The organism is Geodermatophilus bullaregiensis (assembly GCF_016907675.1).
Lineage (GTDB): Bacteria > Actinomycetota > Actinomycetes > Mycobacteriales > Geodermatophilaceae > Geodermatophilus > Geodermatophilus bullaregiensis.
In genome coordinates, this window is sequence record NZ_JAFBCJ010000001.1 from 4,781,054 (window position 1) to 4,799,271 (window position 18,218).

Below are 18,218 nucleotides of genomic sequence, written 5' to 3' on the forward strand. Positions count from 1 at the left end.
ACCATGACGAGCGACGCGGCGGGGACGCCGCCCCTGGCGGGGATCACCGTCCTGGAGCTGGGCACCATGTACGCCGCCCCGACGGCGGGCCGGATGCTGCGCGACTTCGGCGCCCGGGTGATCAAGGTCGAGGACCCGCGCACCGGCGACTTCGCGCGGCAGTGGACGCCGCAGCACGAGGGCCTGTCGATGGGCTTCGCCCGGCTCAACAGCGGCAAGGAGTCGATCGGCATCGACCTGCGCCGGCCCGAGGGCCGCGAGCTGGTGCGCCGGCTGGCCGCGCGGGTCGACGTCGTCGTCGAGTCCTTCCGGCCCGGCCGGCTGGAGGACTGGGGGCTGGGCTACGACGTCCTGTCCGCCGAGAACCCGGGCCTGGTGCTCACCCGCGTGTCCGGGTTCGGCCAGACCGGGCCCTACCGCGAGAGGCCGGGCTTCGGCACCGTCGCCGAGACCGTCAGCGGCTACGCCTTCGTCAACGGCTGGCCCGACACCCCGCCGACCTCGCCGCCGTTCGGCTTCGCCGACTCCATCGCCGGGCTCTCGGCGGCGTTCGGGACGACGACCGCGCTGTTCAACCGCTCGCGCACCGGCCGCGGCGACGTCGTCGACGTGGCGCTGTACGAGCCGCTGATGTTCATCCTCGGCGACCTGGTCGTGAACTACACGGCCACCGGGTTCGTCCAGGAGCGGGTGGGCAACGGCTCGGGCTCGGCCTCGCCGCGCGGCATCTACCAGGCCGCCGACGGGCAGTGGCTGTCGATCGCGGCGTCCAACCAGACGATCGCCATGCGGCTGTTCGACGCGATGGGCCACCCGGAGTTCAAGGACGACCCGCGCTACGCCACCAACGTCGCGCGGATGGCGAACAACGACGAGCTGCAGGAGCACGTCAAGGCGTGGGTGGCGCTGCGGCCCCGCGCGGAGGTGCTCGCCGACCTCGACGCGCACGAGGTGGTGGCCGCCGCGGTCAACGACGCCCGCGACATCGTCGAGGACCCGCACTTCCGCGAGCGCACGCTGGTCGAGCTGGCCGGCACGGCGCTGGGCCGGGTGCTCGTGCCCGGGCCGGTGCTGCACATGGGCAGCTACGCCGGGCCGGTCTACGACGGCGTGCCGGCGATCGGCGAGCACACCGAGTCGGGCCTCGCCGAGCTGCTCGGGATGGCGCGCGACGAGATCGCCCACCTCGGCAGCAGCGACGTCGTCGGCCCGACGCCGGTGCGGGCGGCATGAGCGTCGCCGTCGACCTCTCCGGGCGGGTGGCGCTGGTCACCGGGGGCAGCCGCGGCCTGGGCCGGGAGATGGTGCTCGGGCTGGCCGCGGCCGGCGCCGACGTCGTCGTCGCCAGCCGGGACCTGGCCAGCTGCGAGAAGACGGCGGCCGAGGTGCGCGAGACCACCGGACGGCGGGCGCTGCCGGTGTCGGCGCACGTCGGCCGCTGGGAGGGCCTCGACGAGCTGGTCGAGACCGTCCACGCCGAGTTCGGCCGCATCGACGTCCTGGTGAACAACGCCGGGATGAGCCCGCGCTACGACACCGTCGCCGACGTCTCCGAGGTCCTCTTCGACAAGGTGCTCGGCGTCAACCTCAAGGGGCCGTTCCGGCTGGCCGCGCTGGTCGGCACCCGGATGGCGGCCGGCGAGGGCGGCTCGATCATCAACGTGAGCAGCACCGGCGCGGTGCGCCCGCGGGCCGACATCGTGCCCTACGCCGCGGCCAAGGCCGGCCTCAACGCGGTCACCGTCGGCCTGGCGCACGCGTTCGGGCCGTCGGTCCGGGTCAACGCGATCATGTGCGGCACCTTCCTCACCGACGTGTCGGCGGCCTGGGACGTGGAGGCCTTCGGCCGCCGGGCGGCGACCTTCGCGCTCGGCCGCGGCGGGGAGCCGTCGGAGGTGGTGGGGACGGCGCTCTACCTCGCCTCGGACTGGTCGTCGTTCACCACCGGCTCGGTCATCACCGTCGACGGAGGACAGCCGTGATCATCGACGTGCACTGCCACGCCTGGCCCGACCAGCTCGCCGAGCGGGCGCTCGGCCCGCGGGTGCCGCAGCTGCCGCGGGTCGGCGACGGGAAGATCTCCACGCTGCCCGGGGTGCTCGAGCGCTCCGGCGTCGACCGCGGCGTCCTGCTCGGCATCGCCGACTCCGCGAAGTACGTCGACGGCACCAACCGCTTCGTCGCCCGCTCCCGCGGCGGGTCGCTGCTCGGGTTCGGCACCGTGCACCCCGACCTGTCGGTCGACGAGAACATGGCGTCGCTGCGCCGCAACGGCATCCCCGGGGTCAAGCTGCACTCGCTGTTCCAGGGGTTCGCCTACTCCGACCGGCGGGTGTGGGACCTGCTGGAGGCGTTCGGCTCGGAGATCGCCGTCATCGCCCACGTCGGCGCCGGCGGCGACCGGGAGAGCAACGAGCGGGCGACGCCGGGGATGATCCGCGACATCGTCCGGCGGTTCCCCGACCTGCGCCTCGTGGCCTGCCACTTCGGCGGCTACCACCGGCTGGAGGAGGCCGAGGCCGACCTGCTCGGGCTGCCGGTCCACCTGGAGACCTCGTGGCCGCCGACCATGGCCGAGCTCGCGCCCGACCGGGTGCGGTCGATCGTCGACCAGCACGGCGCCGACCGGATCGTGTTCGGCTCCGACTGGCCGATGGCCGACCCGGCGCGGGAGGTCGCCGCCGTCCGGGCGCTCGGCTACGACGAGGAGACCACCGCCGGCATCCTCGGCGGCAACTTCGCCCGGCTGATGGGCCTGTCCGACGACGAGCCGCTGCCGGGGCCGGTGGAGGCCGCCCGTGGCTGACCCCGTGCTGGTGGACCGGCGCGGCGACGCCACCTGGATCACCCTCAACCGCCCCGACCGGCGCAACGCCTACGACCCGGAGATGGCCGAGGCGGTCGTCGAGGCGCTCGACGGCAGCACCCGCAGCCGCGCCGTCGTGATCACGGGGGTGCCGGGCTCGTTCTGCGCCGGCGGGGCGCTGGGGAACCTCTCGGAGCCCGACGTCACCACGATGCGCGGGCTCTACCGGGCCTCGCTGCGGCTCTTCGACGCGGTCCGCACCCACCCGCGGCCGGTCATCGCCGCGGTCAACGGCCCGGCGGCCGGCGGCGGCAACGAGCTGGTCGTGGCCTGCGACCTGGCGATCGCGGGGGAGTCGGCCACCTTCGGGCAGACCGGCCCGCGGGTGGGCAGCGCTCCCGTCACCGGGGCGACCAACGTGCTGGGCGTGCAGATCGGGGAGAAGCGGGCCAAGGAGATGGCCTTCCTGTGCCGGCGCTACACCGCGGCACAGGCGCTGGAGCTCGGCCTGGTCAACGCCGTCGTCCCCGACGACGAGCTCGTCGGCGCGGTCGACGCGCTGGTGGCCGAGCTCGCCGTCCTCTCGCCGCGGTACCTGGAGATCGCCAAGGTCAGCTCCAACGTGTGGTGGAACGCCGCCCGCGACTCCTTCACCAACGGGCTCGGCATGCTCGTGCAGGCGATCGGCAGCCCCGACATGGCCGAGGGCGCGCAGGCCTTCCTCGAGAAGCGCCGCCCGCGGTTCCCGGCTCCCGACGCGTGATCGTCGCGGCGGGGGGTCAGCGGCCCCCGCGGCCGTCGCCGGCGATCCTGCGGCTGTCGTGGCTCTTCTGCCGGCCGGTCGGCGTCACCTCGAGCACGGCGCGGTTCGGGCTGTCGAGCAGCCGCACGAAGGCGGCCGGGTCGTCGGCGGCCATGCGCGCGGCGAAGGCCGGGTAGAACCAGTCCTTGGTCCGCCGGTCCTCGTGGACGACGACGGTGCCCTGGACGGCGAGCATCCGGCGCCCGGGCAGTCCGGTGCCCCGGTTGTCGACGACGAGGGTCAGCCGGCCGTCGGCGCGCAGGGACTCCAGGTGGTCGCGGCCGGCCACCGCGGTCAGCCAGAACCGGCCGTCCCGGCGCAGGAAGCTCATCACCACCGCGGCCGGCCACCCCTCGCGCGAGGCGTAGGCGACGGTGCACTCGGTCTGGGCGTCGAGCAGGTCGTCCTGGTCGGCGCGCGCCAGGTGGGTCCCGCGGAGGTCCTCGATGTCGCGCGTGCCCACCTGCGGACGGCCGTCGGGGGATCCGGGCATCGCGGTGACTCCCTTCCGTCGGAACAAACCCTTGTCATCCTTCGCAGGTTCTGGCTGGATGGTGGCACAGCTCTCGCCCCCCGTCACCGGGGGAGGCCGCCCCCGGGAGGGACATGACCGTCGCGCCGTCGATCGGGGACTGGCTGGCCGCGGCCGCCGCCCGGGCCGCCCCGGCGTCCGGCGCGCTGGTGGCCGGTGAGACCGTCGCCTGGCGGGGCCTCGACGCGCGCGCCGACCGGGCGGCCGCCGGGTTCCGCGCGCTCGGCCTGCGCTCCGGCGACCGGGTGTGCGTGCTCATGCGCAGCAGCACCGCGACCCTCGCCGTCTGGTTCGGCCTGGCCCGCGCCGGCCTGGTGGAGGTCCCGCTGAACCCGGCCTCCGGCCGCACGCTCCTGCGGTACCTGCTCGAGCACTCCGGTGCGCCGGTCGTCGTCTGCGACGCCGAGTTCCTCGACGCCGTCCGCGAGTGCTCGCCCGGCACGGTGCGGACGGTCGTGGTCCACGGGACGGGAGCCGGCGACGTGGACCTCGCCGACCTGCTCGCCACCGCCCCGGAGCCGCTGCCGCCGGTCGACCCCACCGCGCCGGCCGTCGTCCTCTACACGTCGGGGACCACCGGACCACCCAAGGGCGCCCTGCTCTCGCACCGGGCCAACGTCAACCTCGCCCGGCACACCGTCGCCCTCATGGGCTACACCCCGGCCGACCGGCTCTACAGCGTCTTCCCGCTCTTCCACTCCAACGCCCGCTACTGCAGCGTCATGGCCGCCGCCGAGGCCGGCGCCGACCTGGTGCTCGACCGCACCTTCTCGGCCGGCCGGTTCTGGGACACCTGCCGCGCGCACGGCATCACGGCCTTCAACTACCAGGGCGCCATGACCAGCATCCTGGCCAAGCAGCCGCCCCGGCCCGACGACGCCGACAACCCCGTGCGGGTGGGCTTCGGCGCGCCGTGCCCGCCGGAGCTGTTCGCCGACTTCGAGCGGCGCTTCGGCGTGCGGCTCACGGAGATCTACGGCAGCACCGAGGTCTCCGTCGTCACCGACATGCCGCCCACCGCCCGCCGCATCGGCACCGCCGGCCGCGAGTCGGTGAACTACACGGTCGCCGTCGTCGACGAGCGCGACGAGCCGGTGCCGGCCGGCACGCCGGGGGAGATCGTCGCCCGGCCCAAGCACGCCGGCTGGATGTTCGACGGCTACGCCGGCGACCCGGGGGCGACGGCGGCCGCGTGGCGGGGCCTGTGGTTCCACACCGGCGACCGCGGCGTGCTCGACGCCGACGGTTTCCTCACCTTCCTCGACCGGATGAAGGACACCATCCGGCGGCGCGGGGAGAACGTCTCCTCCTGGGAGGTCGAGCGGGTCGTCGCCGAGCACCCCGCGGTCGGCCAGGTCGCCGCGTACGGGCTGCCCTCGGAGCTGTCGGAGGAGGACGTCGCGGTCGCCGTCGTCCCCGCGGCGGGCGCCACCGTCGACCCCGCCGAGCTCGTCGAGCACTGCCGCGCCGGGCTCACCGCCTTCGCCGTGCCCCGCTACGTGCGCGTCCTCGACGAGCTGCCGCTGACGCCGAGCCAGCGGGTGGAGAAGTACAAGCTGCGCGCGGACGGCGTCGCGCCCGGCACCTGGGACCGGGAGGCCCGCTGATGGAGCGCTTCACCCGCACCGACCCCGAGCCCGGCGTCGCCGTCCTCACCACGAGCCGGCCCGAGAAGCTCAACGCGATGGACCAGACCTGGTTCCGCGAGCTCGCCGAGGTCATGGGCACGATCGGCCTGGACGACGGCGTGCGCGCGGTGGTGCTCACCGGCTCGGGCCGGGCCTTCTCCGCCGGCGGGGACATCGACATGTTCGCCGGGCTGGCCGGTGACGTGACCCGGGTCCGGCCGCACCTGAAGCTGGTCTACGACGCCTTCCACGCGGTCGAGCGGTGCGCCGTCCCGGTGGTCGCCGCGGTGAACGGGCTGGCCTACGGCGGCGGCACCGAGCTCGCGCTCGCCTGCGACGTCGTGCTCGCCGCGGAGTCGGCGCGCTTCTCCTTCAAGGAGGCCACCGTCGGCCTGATGCCCGGTTACGGCATCGTCCGCGGGCCCGACGTCCTGGGCCGGCACTGGACCCGCTACCTCGCGCTCACCGGCCGGACCGTCGACGCCGCGCGCGCCGAGCGGGCCGGGCTGGTGCAGGAGGTGCACCCCGACGGCGAGCTGCTGCCGGCCGCGGTGGCCCTCGCCGCGGAGATGGCGGCGCACTCGTCGCTGGCCGTGCGGGTCGGCAAGGCCTTCGTCAACCGCGACGCCGGCAGCGGGTTCAACGAGTCGGTCGAGGCCGTCGCGCTGCTCTTCGGCACCCCGGAGCACCGGGACGCCGTCACCGCCTTCCGGGCCGCCCGCGGCCGCTGACCACCGAGGAGAGTCATGAGCCGCACCGAGGACCGCGACGTCGTCGTGGCCTACCTGGACGCCGTCGGGCGCCTGGACCTGCCGGCCATCGCGGCCACCTTCGCCGAGGACGTCGAGCTGGTCCTCCCGTACGCGCCGCCGGGGTTCCCGAAGGTGTCGCACGGTCGCTCCGAGGCGATGGAGGTGTACCCGGAGGGCCTCATGGACCCGATGGACTTCGCCGACTACCGGATCGACGCGCTCGAGGGCCGCCCCGGCGAGTTCGTGGCCGAGTACACGAGCAACACCCGGGTGCTCACCACCGGCCGGCCCTACCGGAACACCTACATCTCGCGGTTCAGCGTCCGCGACGGGCGGATCACCCGGCTCGCCGAGTTCTTCGACCCGGTCGTCCTGGTCACCGCACTCGGCGGAGAGGTGCGCCTGCCGTGAGCCGCCTGCCGGGGAAGGTCGTGCTGGTCACCGGTGCCGCCCGGGGGCAGGGGCGGGCGCACGCGGTGGCCTTCGCCCGCGAGGGCGCCGACGTCGTCGCCGTCGACATCGACGCGCAGATCGACTCGGTGCCCTACCCGACGGCGCGCGCGGCGGACCTGCAGGAGACCGTCGCGCAGGTGGAGGCGCTCGACCGGCGGATCGTCGCCCGCACCGCCGACGTCCGCGACGGGGCGGCCCTGGGTGCCGCGGTCGCCGAGGGGCTGGAGACGTTCGGGCACCTCGACGTGCTCGTCGCCAACGCCGGCGTCTTCTCGCAGGCGCCGTTCTGGCAGATGCCCGAGCAGCAGTTCCGCGACGTCCTGGAGGTGAACCTGCTCGGCGTCTGGCGGTCGATGAGCGCGGTCGCCCCGCACATGATCGAGCGCGGCACCGGCTCGATGGTGCTGATCTCGTCGGTCAACGGCCTGCGCGGCAACGCCGGTGCCGCCCACTACGCGGCCAGCAAGCACGGCGTCCTGGGCCTGATGCGCAGCGCGGCGCTGGAGCTCGGCCCGCACGGCGTCCGGGTCAACGCCGTCTGCCCGGGCCTGGTGGACACCCCGATGACCAACTGGCCGGGCCTCTACGACCAGATGGCCGGCCACCCCGGCGGCACCCGCGACGACTTCGAGGCCGGGGCGCTGCACTACGGGGTCCTCGGCGGGCAGGGAGCGCTCGGGCCCGAGGCGATCGCCGACGCCGCCGTCTGGCTCGCCTCCGACGGCGCGTACGGCGTCACCGGCCTGGCGGTCCCCGTCGACGCCGGCCACCTGGCCCTGCCCGGGTACAACCCCGCCCCGGTCCGGCCCTGACGTCGCGCACTCCCGCGGAAGTGCACCGGGCACGTCCGCGGGAGTGCGCGGCGGGTCAGACGACGGTCTCGAGGTCCTGTGCGTACATCGAGGCACCGGCCTGCGCGAAGTTCGCCATGTCCGCCGACGCGGCCTGACCCTCCGCCGAGCCGAGGTCGGCCATCGCCGCCTCCTTCGACGGCCAGTCCAGCGTGGCGACGACGAAGAACGGCGGCTGGGACCCGTCGAGGGTCTCGACCACCCCCCACGTGTAGGCGGACACGCCGGGCAGGTTCTTGGCCAGCGGAGCGTGCGTGGTGCGGTAGTACTCGAGGAAGGCCTTCGGGTCCTCGGGGTGGTGGTAGTTCACGACGACTCGGTACACGGGTCCTCCGTCTCCTCCTCCGGGGCCTCGGCGCCCCGGCAGCTCAGCTCCGGTACGTCTCCCAGGTGGGGGAGCTCTCCGGGTAGTCGGCGGCCTCGGGAGCGGTGCGCGGCCAGCGCATCCGCTCGACCGAGCCGAAGCTCGTGGCCAGCTCGTCGGCGGGCACGGCGTACATGAAGGTGATCGACCGGCGGGCGAAGCGCCAGCGGCCGGCCTCGCAGCGGTAGTCGTCCTCGTAGCGGAACGAGGCGAGCACCAGGGTGCTGCTCGTGGCCAGCTCCGCGTGGCCGTGCGACCAGCCCGACGCCGTCCCGTCGCCGTGCAGCCGCACCACGCCGGGGTGCGGGGTGTGCAGCATGGTGCGGTAGGTGCCGAAGCTGGCGACGTACGCGGCGCGGATGGCCTCGGCGCCGGTGGCCGCGACCCCGCGCCGCTCGAAGACGCCGTCGTCGGTGTAGGTGGCCACCACGGTGTCGACGTCGTGGTCGTCGACGGCGCGGGCGTACAGCACGCCGAGGTCGGCGATCGCCTGCCGGTCGGCCTGGGCGCGCACGGCGGCGGCCAGCGCGGCGAGGTCCCCCTCGGGCAGCGGGGGGACCGTGGTCAGGTCCGCGGTCACCGTGGGCAGGTCGAGCGTCACGCCGGCACCTCCGCGGGCGTGGGCAGCGTGCGCAGCACGTCCATCAGCCGCTCGGGGATCGCGGCCTTGCCGCCCTCGGGCGTGCGGCACACGAAGGTCATCGCGCCGTGGGTGACCACCGAGCCGTCGCGGACGAAGTCGAAGCCCAGCGTGTACGACGACGTCCCGACCCGGTCGAGGGTGATCTCGATGGTCAGCTCGTCGAAGACCCGCACCATCTGCCGGTAGGTGCACTCGGAGTGCACGCCGACGGTGAGGATGCCGAGGTCCTCGACGAGCTCGCCGCTGCGCAGCCCGTGGGAGTGCAGCCACAGCGTCTGGGCGCGCTCCATCCACGGGTAGTAGATGGCGAAGTAGGCGATGCCGACGACGTCGCAGTCGCCGTACGCCAACCGGAAGGACAGTGACTGCGCGCCCGGCCGCCGGGAGGGCAGCGGCTCGGAGCTCACGACAGCACCACCGTCGCGCTGCCGGAGACGACCGCGTCCCCGTCGACCACCTCGAGGACGACGTCGCAGTCGGCCAGCCGCGCGCCGTCCTCCTCGCGCAGCCCGCTGACCGTGCCGCGCACCCGCAGGTGCTGCCCGGCGAGCACCGTGCCGAGGAAGCGCACCCGCAGCCGGCGCAGCGACTGCGGCCCGCCGGCCCAGGCGGTGACGGCGTTCATGACGTAGCCCATGTTCAGCGGGCCCTGGTTGACCGGCCGGTCGCCCATGCCGAGCGCCCGCAGCGTCTCGACGTCCCAGTGGATGGGGGTGGGGTCGGACAGCAGCGCCGCCATCGTCTTCATCTTCTCGGCGCTCACCGAGGGGACGTCGTAGGCGGGCAGCTCGGTGCCGACCTCGACCGTGGGCGTGCTCACGCGTCCCTCCGGGGGAAGACGATGGAGTTCCAGCAGCGGGCGGCCGGCGCCCCGCCCTCGTCGTGCAGGTCCATGGCGTAGCCGACCACGTCGAAGACGCCGGTGCGCCGGCCGACCTTGCGCGCGGCGGACTCGATGCCACCGGTCACGCGGTAGGTGCCACCGACCCGCAGCGGCCGGTGCAGCGTCGTCTCGTGCTCGCCGAAGACCGGGCCGTCGGCGGCCGTGGCGCCGAACCAGGCGAACAGCTCGTCCCAGGTCAGGCCCATCGCCCCGGTGGCCGCCATCCAGGCGAACAGCGGGTGGGCCACCTGGGGCGCCGGGTCGCGCAGCGACGGCGGCTCGGCGAGCACCGTGTCGGCCAGCAGCCACGCCCGCCACGGCTCGACGGTGTACGTGCCGCCGGGGAAGCGGCGGCCGACGACGGTCTGCAGGTCGGCCTCGGTGGGGGAGCCCACTCAGACGCCCCGGTCGCGGTCGGCCCAGTAGGGGGTGCGCAGCTCGCGTTTGAGGATCTTGCCGGTGGGGGCCTTGGGCAGCTGGGCGACGAAGTCGACCGAGCGCGGCTTCTGGTAGCTGGCGAGGTGCTTCCTCGCCTCGTCGATGATGTCCTGCTCGGTCGCCTCCGTCCCCGGCTTGAGGACGACGACGGCCTTGACCGACTCGCCCCACTCCTCGTCGGGGACGCCGAAGACGGCGCACTCCAGGACGGCCGGGTGCTGGTTGATGGCCTCCTCGACCTGCACGCTGTAGATGTTCTCGCCGCCGGAGATGATCATGTCCTTGGCGCGGTCGACGATGAACACGTAGCGGTCCTCGTCCCACGTGGCCATGTCGCCGGTCCACATCCAGCCGTCGCGGATGGTCTGCGCGGTGAGCTCGGGCTGGTTGAGGTAGCCGATCATGTTCTGCTCGCCGCGGACGACGATCTGCCCGGCGGTGCGGCCGTCGCGGGGCACGTCGGCGCCGAACTCGTCGACGACGCGGATCTGCGCGGTGAAGCCCTCCCGCCCGCAGGAGCGCAGCCGCTCGGGGTGGTCGCCGGCGACGGCGCGCAGGTGGTCCTCCTGCGACAGGAACGTCATGCCCGCGCCCTCGGTCTGCCCGTAGCCCTGGATCATCGTGCAGGGGAAGTTCTCCATCGCCGCGCGCACGACCGACGACGGCATCGGCCCGCCGCCGTACTGGAAGTTGCGCAGGCTGGAGAGGTCGTAGCTGCCGAAGCCGGGCACCGCCATCATCCAGTTGATCATCGTGGTGATGCCGAGGAAGGCCGAGACCCGCTCCTCCTGGATGACCTCCAGCGCCTGCTTGGCCTCGAAGTTGACCAGCACCAGCGGGCAGCCGTGCCGGTTGTAGTTCATCGCCAGCACCGTGGGGATGTGGTACATCTGCCCGGTCAGCATGTAGACGTCGCTGGGCACGATCCGCTCGGCGACGGTCTGGGCCAGCATCATGGCCCCGGCGCTGCGGTGGGTGTGCAGCGCACCCTTGCTCTTCCCGGTGGTGCCGCCGGTGTAGAGGATGAAGAACGGGTCGTCGTCGAGGGCCTGGGTGGTCCAGACCGGCTCCTCGTCGCTGGCCGCCTCCACCAGCCCGGCGAGGGACCCGTCGCTCTTGTCGCCGAACTGCAGCCAGTGCGGGACGTCGACGTCGCGCTGCAGCTGCTCGACCGTCTCGGTCCACTCGTCGGCGCTGATCACCGCCCGCGGTGCCGCGTCGCGGACGATGGTGGCCAGCTCCTGGCCGGCCAGCCGCCAGTTCAGCGGCTGCAGCACCAGCCCGGCGCGGCCCGCGGCGTAGTAGAGCGCCATGTACTCCGCGCAGTTGCGCGACAGGACGGCGAAGCGGTCGCCCCGCTCCAGGCCCAACCCGCGCAGGCCGTTGGCCAGCCGGCGGACGAGTGAGTCGAACTCCGCGTAGGTCATCCGGCGGCTGTTGGGGACGTCGACGATCGCCTCGGCGCGCGGCGTCAGCGCGGCCCACTTGGCGGGGACCAGACCCTGGTTCACGGCGGCTCTCCTGCGGTCCGGGCCGGCGTCAGTAGGGGAGGTCGAGCTCGAGGTGCCGCTTGGTGAACCGCCAGGCGCCGTCGCCCTCCCGGACCAGCTCGTCCTCGTACCTGCCGGTGGACAGCACCGTGAGCTTCCCGTTCTCGACGGAGATCAGCGTCAGGTAGGAGCTGACCGTCGCGGCGTCCCCCGTCTCCTTGCGGAGGGCCATGTTCGTGGTCACGTGCCGGCGCTGGTCGGTCTGGCTGGCCAGGCTGTCGGTCATCAGCTTCATGACGGCCGTCTTGCCCTCGAAAGGCCCGATCAGGTCGCCCCCGGCGATGCGCATGGACATGACCGCGTCCTCGGTGAACGTGTCGGCCATCTCCGCCATGTCGTTGTCGTCGTAGGCGATGGAGTACCGGTTGAGGACGTTCTCGATGGCACCGCGAGCGGACATGGCGAGCTCCTGGGCGAGGGCCGGCGTCTGGGCCGGCACGGGATGTGACCGCCGTTACCCTATGCATGGTTCGCCTGGTTGACCAGACCCCGTGGAGCAGGAGGCCGAGGGGGGTTGGCCCCTGGGTGGGAGGGGGCCACACTCGCCGACGACGTGCTCGGATCGACGACCACCTGCGAGGCGGACATGGGCTCTCCCCCGGAGCCGGAGGCGTCCTCCGCGGCGCCGGTGGGCGAGCCGCCGGCCCGGGCCAGCATCGCCCGCGTCTACGACGCGGCCCTGGGCGGCACCCACAACACCGAGGTCGACCGCCGGGTGCTCGAGCAGGTGCGCGCCGTGGCCCCGGAGGTGGACGACCTGGCGTGGTCCAACCGCCGGTTCCTCGGCCGGGCGGTGCGCTTCCTCGCCGAGCAGGGTGGCGTGCGCCAGTACCTCGACTGCGGCTCCGGGCTGCCCACCGCCGAGAACACCCACCAGATCGCGCGACGCACCGACCCCTCGGCCCGGGTCGTCTACGTCGACAACGACCCCACGGTCATCGCGGAGGGTGGCGCGCTGGTCGCCGGGGACCCGTGGTGTCGGGTGGTGGCGGCCGACGTCTTCGCGCCGGCCCAGGTGTTGGGGCACGAGGACGTCCGCGGCCTGCTGGACCTCACCGAGCCGGTGGCGCTGCTGCAGGTCGGCACGTTGCACCACCACCCCGGCGACGACGGCGCCGAACTGATGCGGGAGTACGTCGACGCGCTCCCGTCCGGCAGCTGGGTCGTGGTCGCGCACTTCCTCGACCCGGGCACCGAGGAGCTCGGCCCGCTGGCGCGGCGCATGGAGGAGGTGTTCGTGCACAGCCCGATGCGGTCGGGGCTCTTCCGGACCCGGGAGCAGATCACCGCGTTCCTGCCCGGCCTGGAGTTGGTGCCGCCTGGTCCCGGCCGGCCCGGTGAGCTGGAGCTGTGCGACCTGTGGTGGCCCGACGGCCCCCGCCTGCGGCCGCTGACCCCGGTGCAGCAGTGCATCGCCGGGGCGGTGGCCCGCAAGCCCTGAGCCCGCGGGACGGCCCGGACGACGGGATCAGGCGGGGTCGAACTCGACGAGCAGGCTCTCGACGCTGCGGGTGTACAGGCCGGCCTCGCGCGGCGTGAACCCCTCCTGGTAGCGCAGGCCGGGGAGTCGGTCGAGGACCAGGTCGAGCGCGACGGTCATCTCGCTGCGGGCCAGCAGCGAACCGACGCAGAAGTGTCGCCCGAGGACGAACTGCACGTGGTTCGCCGCGCCGCTGAAGGCCTTGGCGACGTCGAGGTCGGGGCGCCGGACGTCGAACTCGTCGGGGCGCTCGAAGTGCCGCTCGTCCCGGTTGGCCGCCGCGAGCATGAGGATGCACGTGGCGCCGGCCGGGATCGTCGTGCCGGAGAGCTCCACCGGCTCCTCGGTCTGCCGCATGATCATGTGGACCGGCCCGGAGAAGCGCAGCGTCTCGGCGATCACGGCGTCGGCCAGCGACCGGTCGGCCCGCACCGCCGCCAGCTGGTCGGGGGAGTCGAGCAGGTTGCGGACCATGCTGGCGATCGCCTTGTCCGTCGTCTCGCCTCCGGCCACCAGGAGCAGGCTGACGAAGGCCTTGATCTCCTCGTCGCTCATCCGCTCGCCGTCGACCTCGGCCCGGCACAGCCGGGAGAGCAGGTCCTCGCCGTCGCCGTCCCGGCGTTCCCGGATGATCGGCAGCACGTAGTCGCGCAGCTCCTCGCGGGTCTGGTCGGCCCGGGCCGTGACGGCGGGGTCGCCGGCCAGGTTGTTCAGGTGGGCCATGATCGAGTGGTACCAGCCGTGGAACCGCTCGTGGTCGCTCTTCGGGAGCCCGAGCATGTCGACCATGACGTTGATCGGGAACCAGGTCGTGAACTCCGCGACCAGGTCGGCCCGGCCCCGCCCGGCGAACCCGTCGACGAGGTCGCCGCCGGCCCGGGCGACCACGGCGTCGACCAGCTCGGCCGCGTCGCGGGTGATGACCGGGAGGAAGGCCTCGAGTCCCTTGCCGCGGAAGAACGGGTTGAGCAGCGCCCGGTGGGTGGCGTGCTCCTTGCCCTCCATCTGCAGGATCGTCCGGCCGTGGATCGGCTCGAGCTGCCACTCGTAGTTGCGGCTGGAGAACGCCGGCGTGCGGAAGGCGGCGGCGACGTCGGCGTACCGGCTGATCAGCCAGCTCTGCGTGGCCTCGTGGAAGGTCACCGGGTGGGAGTCGCGCAGCACCTTGTGGAACGGGTACGGGTCGGCGAGGTACTCCGCGGAGAGGATGTCCGGTGCCTGCGGGGCCACGGTCGAGGTCATGGCGGTCTCCTGGGTCGTCGGCACCTATGCCTGCACATCATGCGCAGGGTGTGACGTGGACCACAAGGAGCGGCCGGCTACTTCACGTAGGCGCCGGCGTCGACGGGGAAGGTCACGCCGGTGACGTAACGGGCCTCGTCACTGGCCAGGAACAGCACGGCGTTGCTGATGTCCACCGGCTCGATCCACGGCACCGGCAGCGTGTTGAGCGACGTGAACCCCGGCATCGCCTTCTCCCGGCTCGGCTCGGGGTCGCCGGGGGAGAACATGGCCCAGGTGCCCGGGTTCTGGATCATGATCGTGTCGACGTTGGTCGGGTGGATGGTGTTGACCCGGATCGAGTAGGGCCCGAGCTCGTTGGCCAGCGTCCGCATCAGGCCGACGATCCCGTGCTTGCAGGCGACGTAGTGGGCGACGTGCTGGATGCCCTTGAGCCCGCCGATCGAGCTGGTGAACAGGATGCTGCCGCCGCGGCCGGACTCGATCATCGACGGGATGGCGACCTTCGCGGTGTGGAAGACGCCGGTCAGGTTGACGTCGACCATGTCGCGCCACTGCTCGGAGGACAGCTCCCAGGCCCGGCCGTAGGTGGCGATCCCGGCGTTGGCCACGACGGTGTCGACGTGCCCGAACTCGGCCAGCCCCTCGTCGAAGGCGGCCTGCAGGCCCGCCAGGTCCCGGACGTCGGCGACGCGGGTGACGACCCGCCGGTCGAGGGCCTCCACCTGTGCGGCGGTCTCGGCGAGCTCCTCCTCGGTGGCCAGCGGGTAGTACGGCGTCACCGTGTCGATGTCGCGGCAGATGTCGACGGCGACGATGTCGGCGCCCTCCTGGGCCAGCCGGACCGCGTGGCTGCGCCCCTGCCCGCGGGCCGCGCCGGTGATGAACGCGACCTTGCCCGCCATGCGTCCTGCCATGGGTCTGCTCCTCGTCTCGGGTGCCACCGGCGGCGGCGGGGCGTGGCTCGGGTGCTCAGCTGCGCGCGGAGGCGGCGGACACACCCGCGCGGACGGCGCCGGGGGGCAGCCGGCGCTCGCCGGGCGTGAAGGTCGCCGGGATCCGCTGCCAGCCCTTGTTCACGCCCTGGCGCGGGTAGCGCTTGAGGCCGGCCAGGTCGACCTCGTAGTCCGGCATCCGCTCGAGCACCTGGGCGAGCATCTCCTTGGCCATCCGCTTGCCGAAGTGCGACCCGGCGCAGCGGTGGACGCCGACGCCGAAGGCCAGGTGCCGGTTGGGCCAGCGGTGGATGTCGACCTCGTCGGGGTCGGCGAACTGCTCGGGGTCGCGGTTGGCCGACGACCACGCCAGCAGCGCCCGGTCGCCCACCTCCATCGGGCAGCCGTGGAACTCGGTCTCCTTGAGCACCGTGCGGGCCAGCGCCTGGGTGGGGGAGAAGTAGCGGAGGAACTCCTCGATGGCCCGGTCGAGCAGGGACGGGTCGTCGATCAGCTCACGGCGCACGTCGGGGTGCTCGTAGAGCCACACCAGCGCCTGGCTGACCAGCGAGGCCGTCGTCCCGACGCCGCCGCTGACCAGCAGCTCGACGATCGAGAAGACCTCCTCCTGGGTGATCGGCCGGCCGTCGACCTCCTGCTGCACCAGGTAGCTGATGACGTCGTCGCGCGGCTCGGCGGCGCGGGCGGCGATCGTCCGGCGCATCTGCTCCGAGCAGTACGGGAGGTCGACCTCGACCGCCCGGCGGTAGACCGGGCTGTCGGTGGGCTCGGCCAGGGTGGCCTGGTGGGAACGGGCGTAGACCTGCCAGTCCTCGACCGGCAGGCCCAGCCAGTCGATCGTGCAGATCGCCGGGACGCCGATGACCTGCGCCAGGTCGGCCTGCCCGGACTCGATGAGCTCGTCGACGAACCAGGTCGTCCACGTCACGATCATGTCCTCGACCCTGGCGACGGCGGCCGGCGAGGCGATCGGGTTGACCACCTTGCGGTAGGACCGGAACTCCGGCGGGTCGAGCTCGATCGGGATGTGCTTGTGCATCGGTGTCTTCGGGATGACCACCGACAGGCCGGGCCCGCCGTACTGGTCGAGGCGCTGGGAGGAGAAGACGTCGTCGTCGCGGGCGGCCTCGAACACCGACTCGTAGTCGGTGAGGACCCAGAAGCCCCCGTAGAGGTCGCTCCACGCGACCGGATGGGTCTCGCGCAGCGCCCGGTAGGCGCCGACGGTGTCGTCGGCGTGCTCCTGGGAGTGGTGGTCGAAGTGGACGACGGGGCACCGGCCCGTGGCGCGGGTGGCATCGGAGACCATGTGGTCCTCGTCTCTGTTCACCGTCACAGTGTGATAATGCTTATACTGGTTTTGCCGTGTCAACAGGGTCGACCGCCGGTCGCGGCGGCCCCGGCCCGGGAGAGGGGTACGAGATGCGCGTCACGGTCGACCTGGGAGCCTGCCAGGGTCACGGCGTCTGCCACATGAGCGCCCCCGACGTCTTCGAGCTCGACGAGACCGACGGCCACGCGATCGTGGTCGCCGATCCCGTGCCGCCCGCGCTCGAGGCCGACGCCCAGCTGGGGGCCGACAGCTGCCCCGAGCGGGCGATCACGGTCGGCTGAGGCACCGCCGTGCGGATCGTCGTCGTCGGCGCCTCGCTGGCCGGGGTCCGGACCGTCGAGGGACTGCGCCGCCGGGGCGGTGACGCCGACGTCGTGCTGATCGGTGCCGAGCCCGGCTCGGCCGACGGCGTGGCCGCCGACCGGCCACCGCTGTCGAAGGCCTTCCTCGCCGACCCGGCCGTCGCGGCGAAGCCGCTGACCGACCGCGACCGCCTCGGCGCCCTGGGCGTGGAGCTGGTCACCGGCCGGGCGGTCGACCTCGACCTCGACCGGCGCCGGGTGGGCCTGCACGGCGGGGAGACCGTCGTCTTCGACGCGCTCGTGGTGGCCACCGGTTCCACCCCGCGCACGGTCCCGGGGCTGGAGCCCCGGCCCGGCGTGCACGTCCTGCGCACCGCCGCCGACGCCGCGGCCGTCCGCGCCGCCTGCCCCACCGGGGCCCGGGTGGTCGTCGTCGGCGGGGGGTTCATCGGCGCGGAGGTGGCCTGGACGCTGCACTCGCGCGGCCACGCGGTCGCGCTGGTCGAGCCGCTGCCGGCGCTGATGGTCCGCGGCCTCGGCCAGGAGCTGGGCGGGGCGCTCACCGGCCGGCACGCCGCCGCGGGCGTCGACCTGCACCTGGGCGCCGGCGTCGCGGCGATCGAGGGGGAGGAGCGGGTCGGTGCCGTCCGGCTCACCGACGGCACGGCGCTGCCGGCCGACGTCGTCGTCCTGGGCCTGGGCACGGTGCCCGAGACCGGCTGGTTGACCGACTCGGGCCTGGACCTGCGCGACGGCGTCGTCTGCGACGAGCGGCTGGCCGCGGCCGGCGCCGAGGGCGTGTGGGCGGTGGGCGACGTCGCCCGGTGGCGGCACCCGCGCCTGGGCGAGGACGTCCGCGTCGAGCACTGGACCAACGCGGTGGAGACCGCCGGCGTGGTCGCGGCCAACCTCACCGGCACGCCGACCGTGCACGACGCCGTCCCCTACGTCTGGAGCGACCAGCTCGGCGCGCGCCTGCAGGTGTTCGGCCGGGTGCGGCCCCAGGACGAGGTGCGCGTGGTCGTCGGCGACCTCGACGGCAGCTTCGTCGCGCTCACCGGCGGGGACGGCCTGCTGCGCTCGGCGGTCGGGTTCGGCGCGACCAAGGCGCTGCTGCCCTACCGCAAGCTGCTCGCCGCCGGCGCCGGCTGGGACGAGGCCCTCTCGGCTGCCTGACCGCCGGGCCCGTCCGCGGACGTGCGC

General features: G+C 73.6%; 22 protein-coding genes. 11 read left to right on the plus strand and 11 right to left on the minus strand.

Going from position 1 to position 18,218, the window contains the following annotated elements; translation table 11 throughout:
• Window positions 1-3: 3 nt before the first annotated feature.
• From JOD57_RS22910 to JOD57_RS22925, 4 genes are read left to right on the plus strand one after another with little or no spacing between them, the layout of a single operon-like run.
• Complete coding sequence (locus tag JOD57_RS22910) at window positions 4-1,233, plus strand: CaiB/BaiF CoA transferase family protein (protein WP_204694130.1); 1,230 nt, start codon at window positions 4-6, stop codon at window positions 1,231-1,233.
• On the plus strand, window positions 1,230-1,982 hold the full coding sequence (locus tag JOD57_RS22915) for an SDR family NAD(P)-dependent oxidoreductase (RefSeq protein ID WP_204694131.1): 753 nt from the start codon (window positions 1,230-1,232) through the stop codon (window positions 1,980-1,982). The genes JOD57_RS22910 and JOD57_RS22915 overlap by 4 nt, the downstream gene beginning before the upstream one ends.
• A complete protein-coding gene (locus JOD57_RS22920) occupies window positions 1,979-2,806 on the plus strand; it encodes an amidohydrolase family protein (RefSeq protein WP_204694132.1) in 828 nt (275 codons plus the stop codon). The genes JOD57_RS22915 and JOD57_RS22920 overlap by 4 nt, the downstream gene beginning before the upstream one ends.
• Complete coding sequence (locus JOD57_RS22925) at window positions 2,799-3,569, plus strand: enoyl-CoA hydratase/isomerase family protein (RefSeq protein ID WP_204694133.1); 771 nt, start codon at window positions 2,799-2,801, stop codon at window positions 3,567-3,569. The genes JOD57_RS22920 and JOD57_RS22925 overlap by 8 nt, the downstream gene beginning before the upstream one ends.
• A 16-nt stretch (window positions 3,570-3,585) precedes the next feature.
• Here JOD57_RS22925 and JOD57_RS22930 read toward each other — a convergent pair whose 3' ends face one another.
• A complete protein-coding gene (locus JOD57_RS22930) occupies window positions 3,586-4,101 on the minus strand; it encodes a pyridoxamine 5'-phosphate oxidase family protein (RefSeq protein WP_204694134.1) in 516 nt (171 codons plus the stop codon).
• Window positions 4,102-4,214: 113 nt separating this feature from the next.
• On the opposite strand from JOD57_RS22930, the gene JOD57_RS22935 reads away from it, so the two are divergent.
• The 4 genes from JOD57_RS22935 to JOD57_RS22950 are packed head-to-tail and all read left to right on the plus strand — an operon-like array spanning window position 4,215 to window position 7,785.
• Window positions 4,215-5,747, plus strand: a complete 1,533-nt coding sequence (locus tag JOD57_RS22935; protein ID WP_204694135.1) for an AMP-binding protein — start codon at window positions 4,215-4,217, stop codon at window positions 5,745-5,747.
• Window positions 5,747-6,499, plus strand: coding sequence for an enoyl-CoA hydratase/isomerase family protein (locus tag JOD57_RS22940; RefSeq protein ID WP_204694136.1), 753 nt, complete (start codon window positions 5,747-5,749; stop codon window positions 6,497-6,499). Before JOD57_RS22935 ends, JOD57_RS22940 begins: the two co-directional genes overlap by 1 nt.
• A 15-nt stretch (window positions 6,500-6,514) precedes the next feature.
• The gene (locus JOD57_RS22945) at window positions 6,515-6,931 is read left to right on the plus strand and encodes a nuclear transport factor 2 family protein (protein ID WP_204694137.1); all 417 of its coding nucleotides are present in this window, start codon (window positions 6,515-6,517) and stop codon (window positions 6,929-6,931) included.
• Entirely contained in the window at window positions 6,928-7,785 is an 858-nt protein-coding gene (locus JOD57_RS22950; protein WP_204694138.1) for a mycofactocin-coupled SDR family oxidoreductase, read from the plus strand. Before JOD57_RS22945 ends, JOD57_RS22950 begins: the two co-directional genes overlap by 4 nt.
• A gap of 55 nt (window positions 7,786-7,840) precedes the next feature.
• Here JOD57_RS22950 and JOD57_RS22955 read toward each other — a convergent pair whose 3' ends face one another.
• Genes JOD57_RS22955 through JOD57_RS22985 form a run of 7 tightly spaced genes read right to left on the minus strand, consistent with a single transcriptional unit; the run spans window position 7,841 to window position 12,102 of the window.
• Window positions 7,841-8,149, minus strand: coding sequence for an EthD family reductase (locus tag JOD57_RS22955; protein WP_204694139.1), 309 nt, complete (start codon window positions 8,147-8,149; stop codon window positions 7,841-7,843).
• A gap of 43 nt (window positions 8,150-8,192) precedes the next feature.
• A complete protein-coding gene (locus tag JOD57_RS22960; protein WP_204694140.1) occupies window positions 8,193-8,789 on the minus strand; it encodes a nuclear transport factor 2 family protein in 597 nt (198 codons plus the stop codon).
• Window positions 8,786-9,238 carry an acyl-CoA thioesterase gene (locus JOD57_RS22965; RefSeq protein WP_204694141.1) on the minus strand — a complete coding sequence of 151 codons (453 nt, stop codon included), beginning with the start codon at window positions 9,236-9,238 and terminating at the stop codon, window positions 8,786-8,788. The genes JOD57_RS22960 and JOD57_RS22965 overlap by 4 nt, the downstream gene beginning before the upstream one ends.
• A complete protein-coding gene (locus JOD57_RS22970; protein WP_204694142.1) occupies window positions 9,235-9,651 on the minus strand; it encodes a MaoC family dehydratase in 417 nt (138 codons plus the stop codon). Before JOD57_RS22970 ends, JOD57_RS22965 begins: the two co-directional genes overlap by 4 nt.
• Complete coding sequence (locus JOD57_RS22975) at window positions 9,648-10,109, minus strand: MaoC family dehydratase N-terminal domain-containing protein (RefSeq protein ID WP_204694143.1); 462 nt, start codon at window positions 10,107-10,109, stop codon at window positions 9,648-9,650. Before JOD57_RS22975 ends, JOD57_RS22970 begins: the two co-directional genes overlap by 4 nt.
• Window positions 10,110-11,663 (minus strand): AMP-binding protein, encoded by a 1,554-nt coding sequence (locus JOD57_RS22980; RefSeq protein WP_204694144.1) that lies wholly within the window; start codon window positions 11,661-11,663, stop codon window positions 10,110-10,112.
• A gap of 28 nt (window positions 11,664-11,691) precedes the next feature.
• Window positions 11,692-12,102: a nuclear transport factor 2 family protein gene (locus JOD57_RS22985; protein ID WP_204694145.1), complete on the minus strand. Its 411-nt coding sequence runs from the start codon at window positions 12,100-12,102 to the stop codon at window positions 11,692-11,694.
• A 153-nt stretch (window positions 12,103-12,255) separates the two neighbouring features.
• Here JOD57_RS22985 and JOD57_RS22990 point away from each other — a divergent pair, with 153 nt between their 5' ends.
• On the plus strand, window positions 12,256-13,143 hold the full coding sequence (locus JOD57_RS22990; RefSeq protein WP_307824874.1) for an SAM-dependent methyltransferase: 888 nt from the start codon (window positions 12,256-12,258) through the stop codon (window positions 13,141-13,143).
• Between the two features lie 27 nt (window positions 13,144-13,170).
• Here JOD57_RS22990 and JOD57_RS22995 read toward each other — a convergent pair whose 3' ends face one another.
• The 3 genes from JOD57_RS22995 to JOD57_RS27115 all read right to left on the minus strand — a co-directional run bounded on the left by JOD57_RS22995 (window position 13,171) and on the right by JOD57_RS27115 (window position 16,710).
• Entirely contained in the window at window positions 13,171-14,424 is a 1,254-nt protein-coding gene (locus JOD57_RS22995) for a cytochrome P450 (protein WP_204694146.1), read from the minus strand.
• A gap of 77 nt (window positions 14,425-14,501) precedes the next feature.
• Window positions 14,502-15,341, minus strand: a complete 840-nt coding sequence (locus JOD57_RS23000) for a mycofactocin-coupled SDR family oxidoreductase (RefSeq protein WP_204694147.1) — start codon at window positions 15,339-15,341, stop codon at window positions 14,502-14,504.
• 55 nt (window positions 15,342-15,396) lie between these two features.
• On the minus strand, window positions 15,397-16,710 hold the full coding sequence (locus JOD57_RS27115) for a cytochrome P450 (RefSeq protein WP_204694148.1): 1,314 nt from the start codon (window positions 16,708-16,710) through the stop codon (window positions 15,397-15,399).
• A gap of 92 nt (window positions 16,711-16,802) precedes the next feature.
• Between JOD57_RS27115 and JOD57_RS23010 the strand changes: the two genes are divergently transcribed.
• Both JOD57_RS23010 and JOD57_RS23015 read left to right on the plus strand, forming a co-directional pair.
• Window positions 16,803-16,994 (plus strand): ferredoxin, encoded by a 192-nt coding sequence (locus JOD57_RS23010; RefSeq protein ID WP_204694149.1) that lies wholly within the window; start codon window positions 16,803-16,805, stop codon window positions 16,992-16,994.
• A gap of 9 nt (window positions 16,995-17,003) precedes the next feature.
• A complete protein-coding gene (locus JOD57_RS23015; protein WP_204694150.1) occupies window positions 17,004-18,191 on the plus strand; it encodes an NAD(P)/FAD-dependent oxidoreductase in 1,188 nt (395 codons plus the stop codon).
• The last annotated feature ends 27 nt before the right edge of the window (window positions 18,192-18,218 follow it).

Excerpts from the sequence above, each read along its gene's own strand:
- JOD57_RS22910 (WP_204694130.1), top strand. The coding sequence starts at position 4 with ATGACGAGCGACGCGGCGGGGACGCCGCCCCTGGCGGGGATCACCGTC.
- JOD57_RS22915 (WP_204694131.1), top strand. The coding sequence starts at position 1,230 with ATGAGCGTCGCCGTCGACCTCTCCGGGCGGGTGGCGCTGGTCACCGGG.
- JOD57_RS22930 (WP_204694134.1), bottom strand. The coding sequence starts at position 4,101 with ATGCCCGGATCCCCCGACGGCCGTCCGCAGGTGGGCACGCGCGACATC.
- JOD57_RS22935 (WP_204694135.1), top strand. The coding sequence starts at position 4,215 with ATGACCGTCGCGCCGTCGATCGGGGACTGGCTGGCCGCGGCCGCCGCC.
- JOD57_RS22940 (WP_204694136.1), top strand. The coding sequence starts at position 5,747 with ATGGAGCGCTTCACCCGCACCGACCCCGAGCCCGGCGTCGCCGTCCTC.
- JOD57_RS22945 (WP_204694137.1), top strand. The coding sequence starts at position 6,515 with ATGAGCCGCACCGAGGACCGCGACGTCGTCGTGGCCTACCTGGACGCC.
- JOD57_RS22985 (WP_204694145.1), bottom strand. The coding sequence starts at position 12,102 with ATGTCCGCTCGCGGTGCCATCGAGAACGTCCTCAACCGGTACTCCATC.
- JOD57_RS22995 (WP_204694146.1), bottom strand. The coding sequence starts at position 14,424 with ATGACCTCGACCGTGGCCCCGCAGGCACCGGACATCCTCTCCGCGGAG.
- JOD57_RS23000 (WP_204694147.1), bottom strand. The coding sequence starts at position 15,341 with ATGGCAGGACGCATGGCGGGCAAGGTCGCGTTCATCACCGGCGCGGCC.
- JOD57_RS23010 (WP_204694149.1), top strand. The coding sequence starts at position 16,803 with ATGCGCGTCACGGTCGACCTGGGAGCCTGCCAGGGTCACGGCGTCTGC.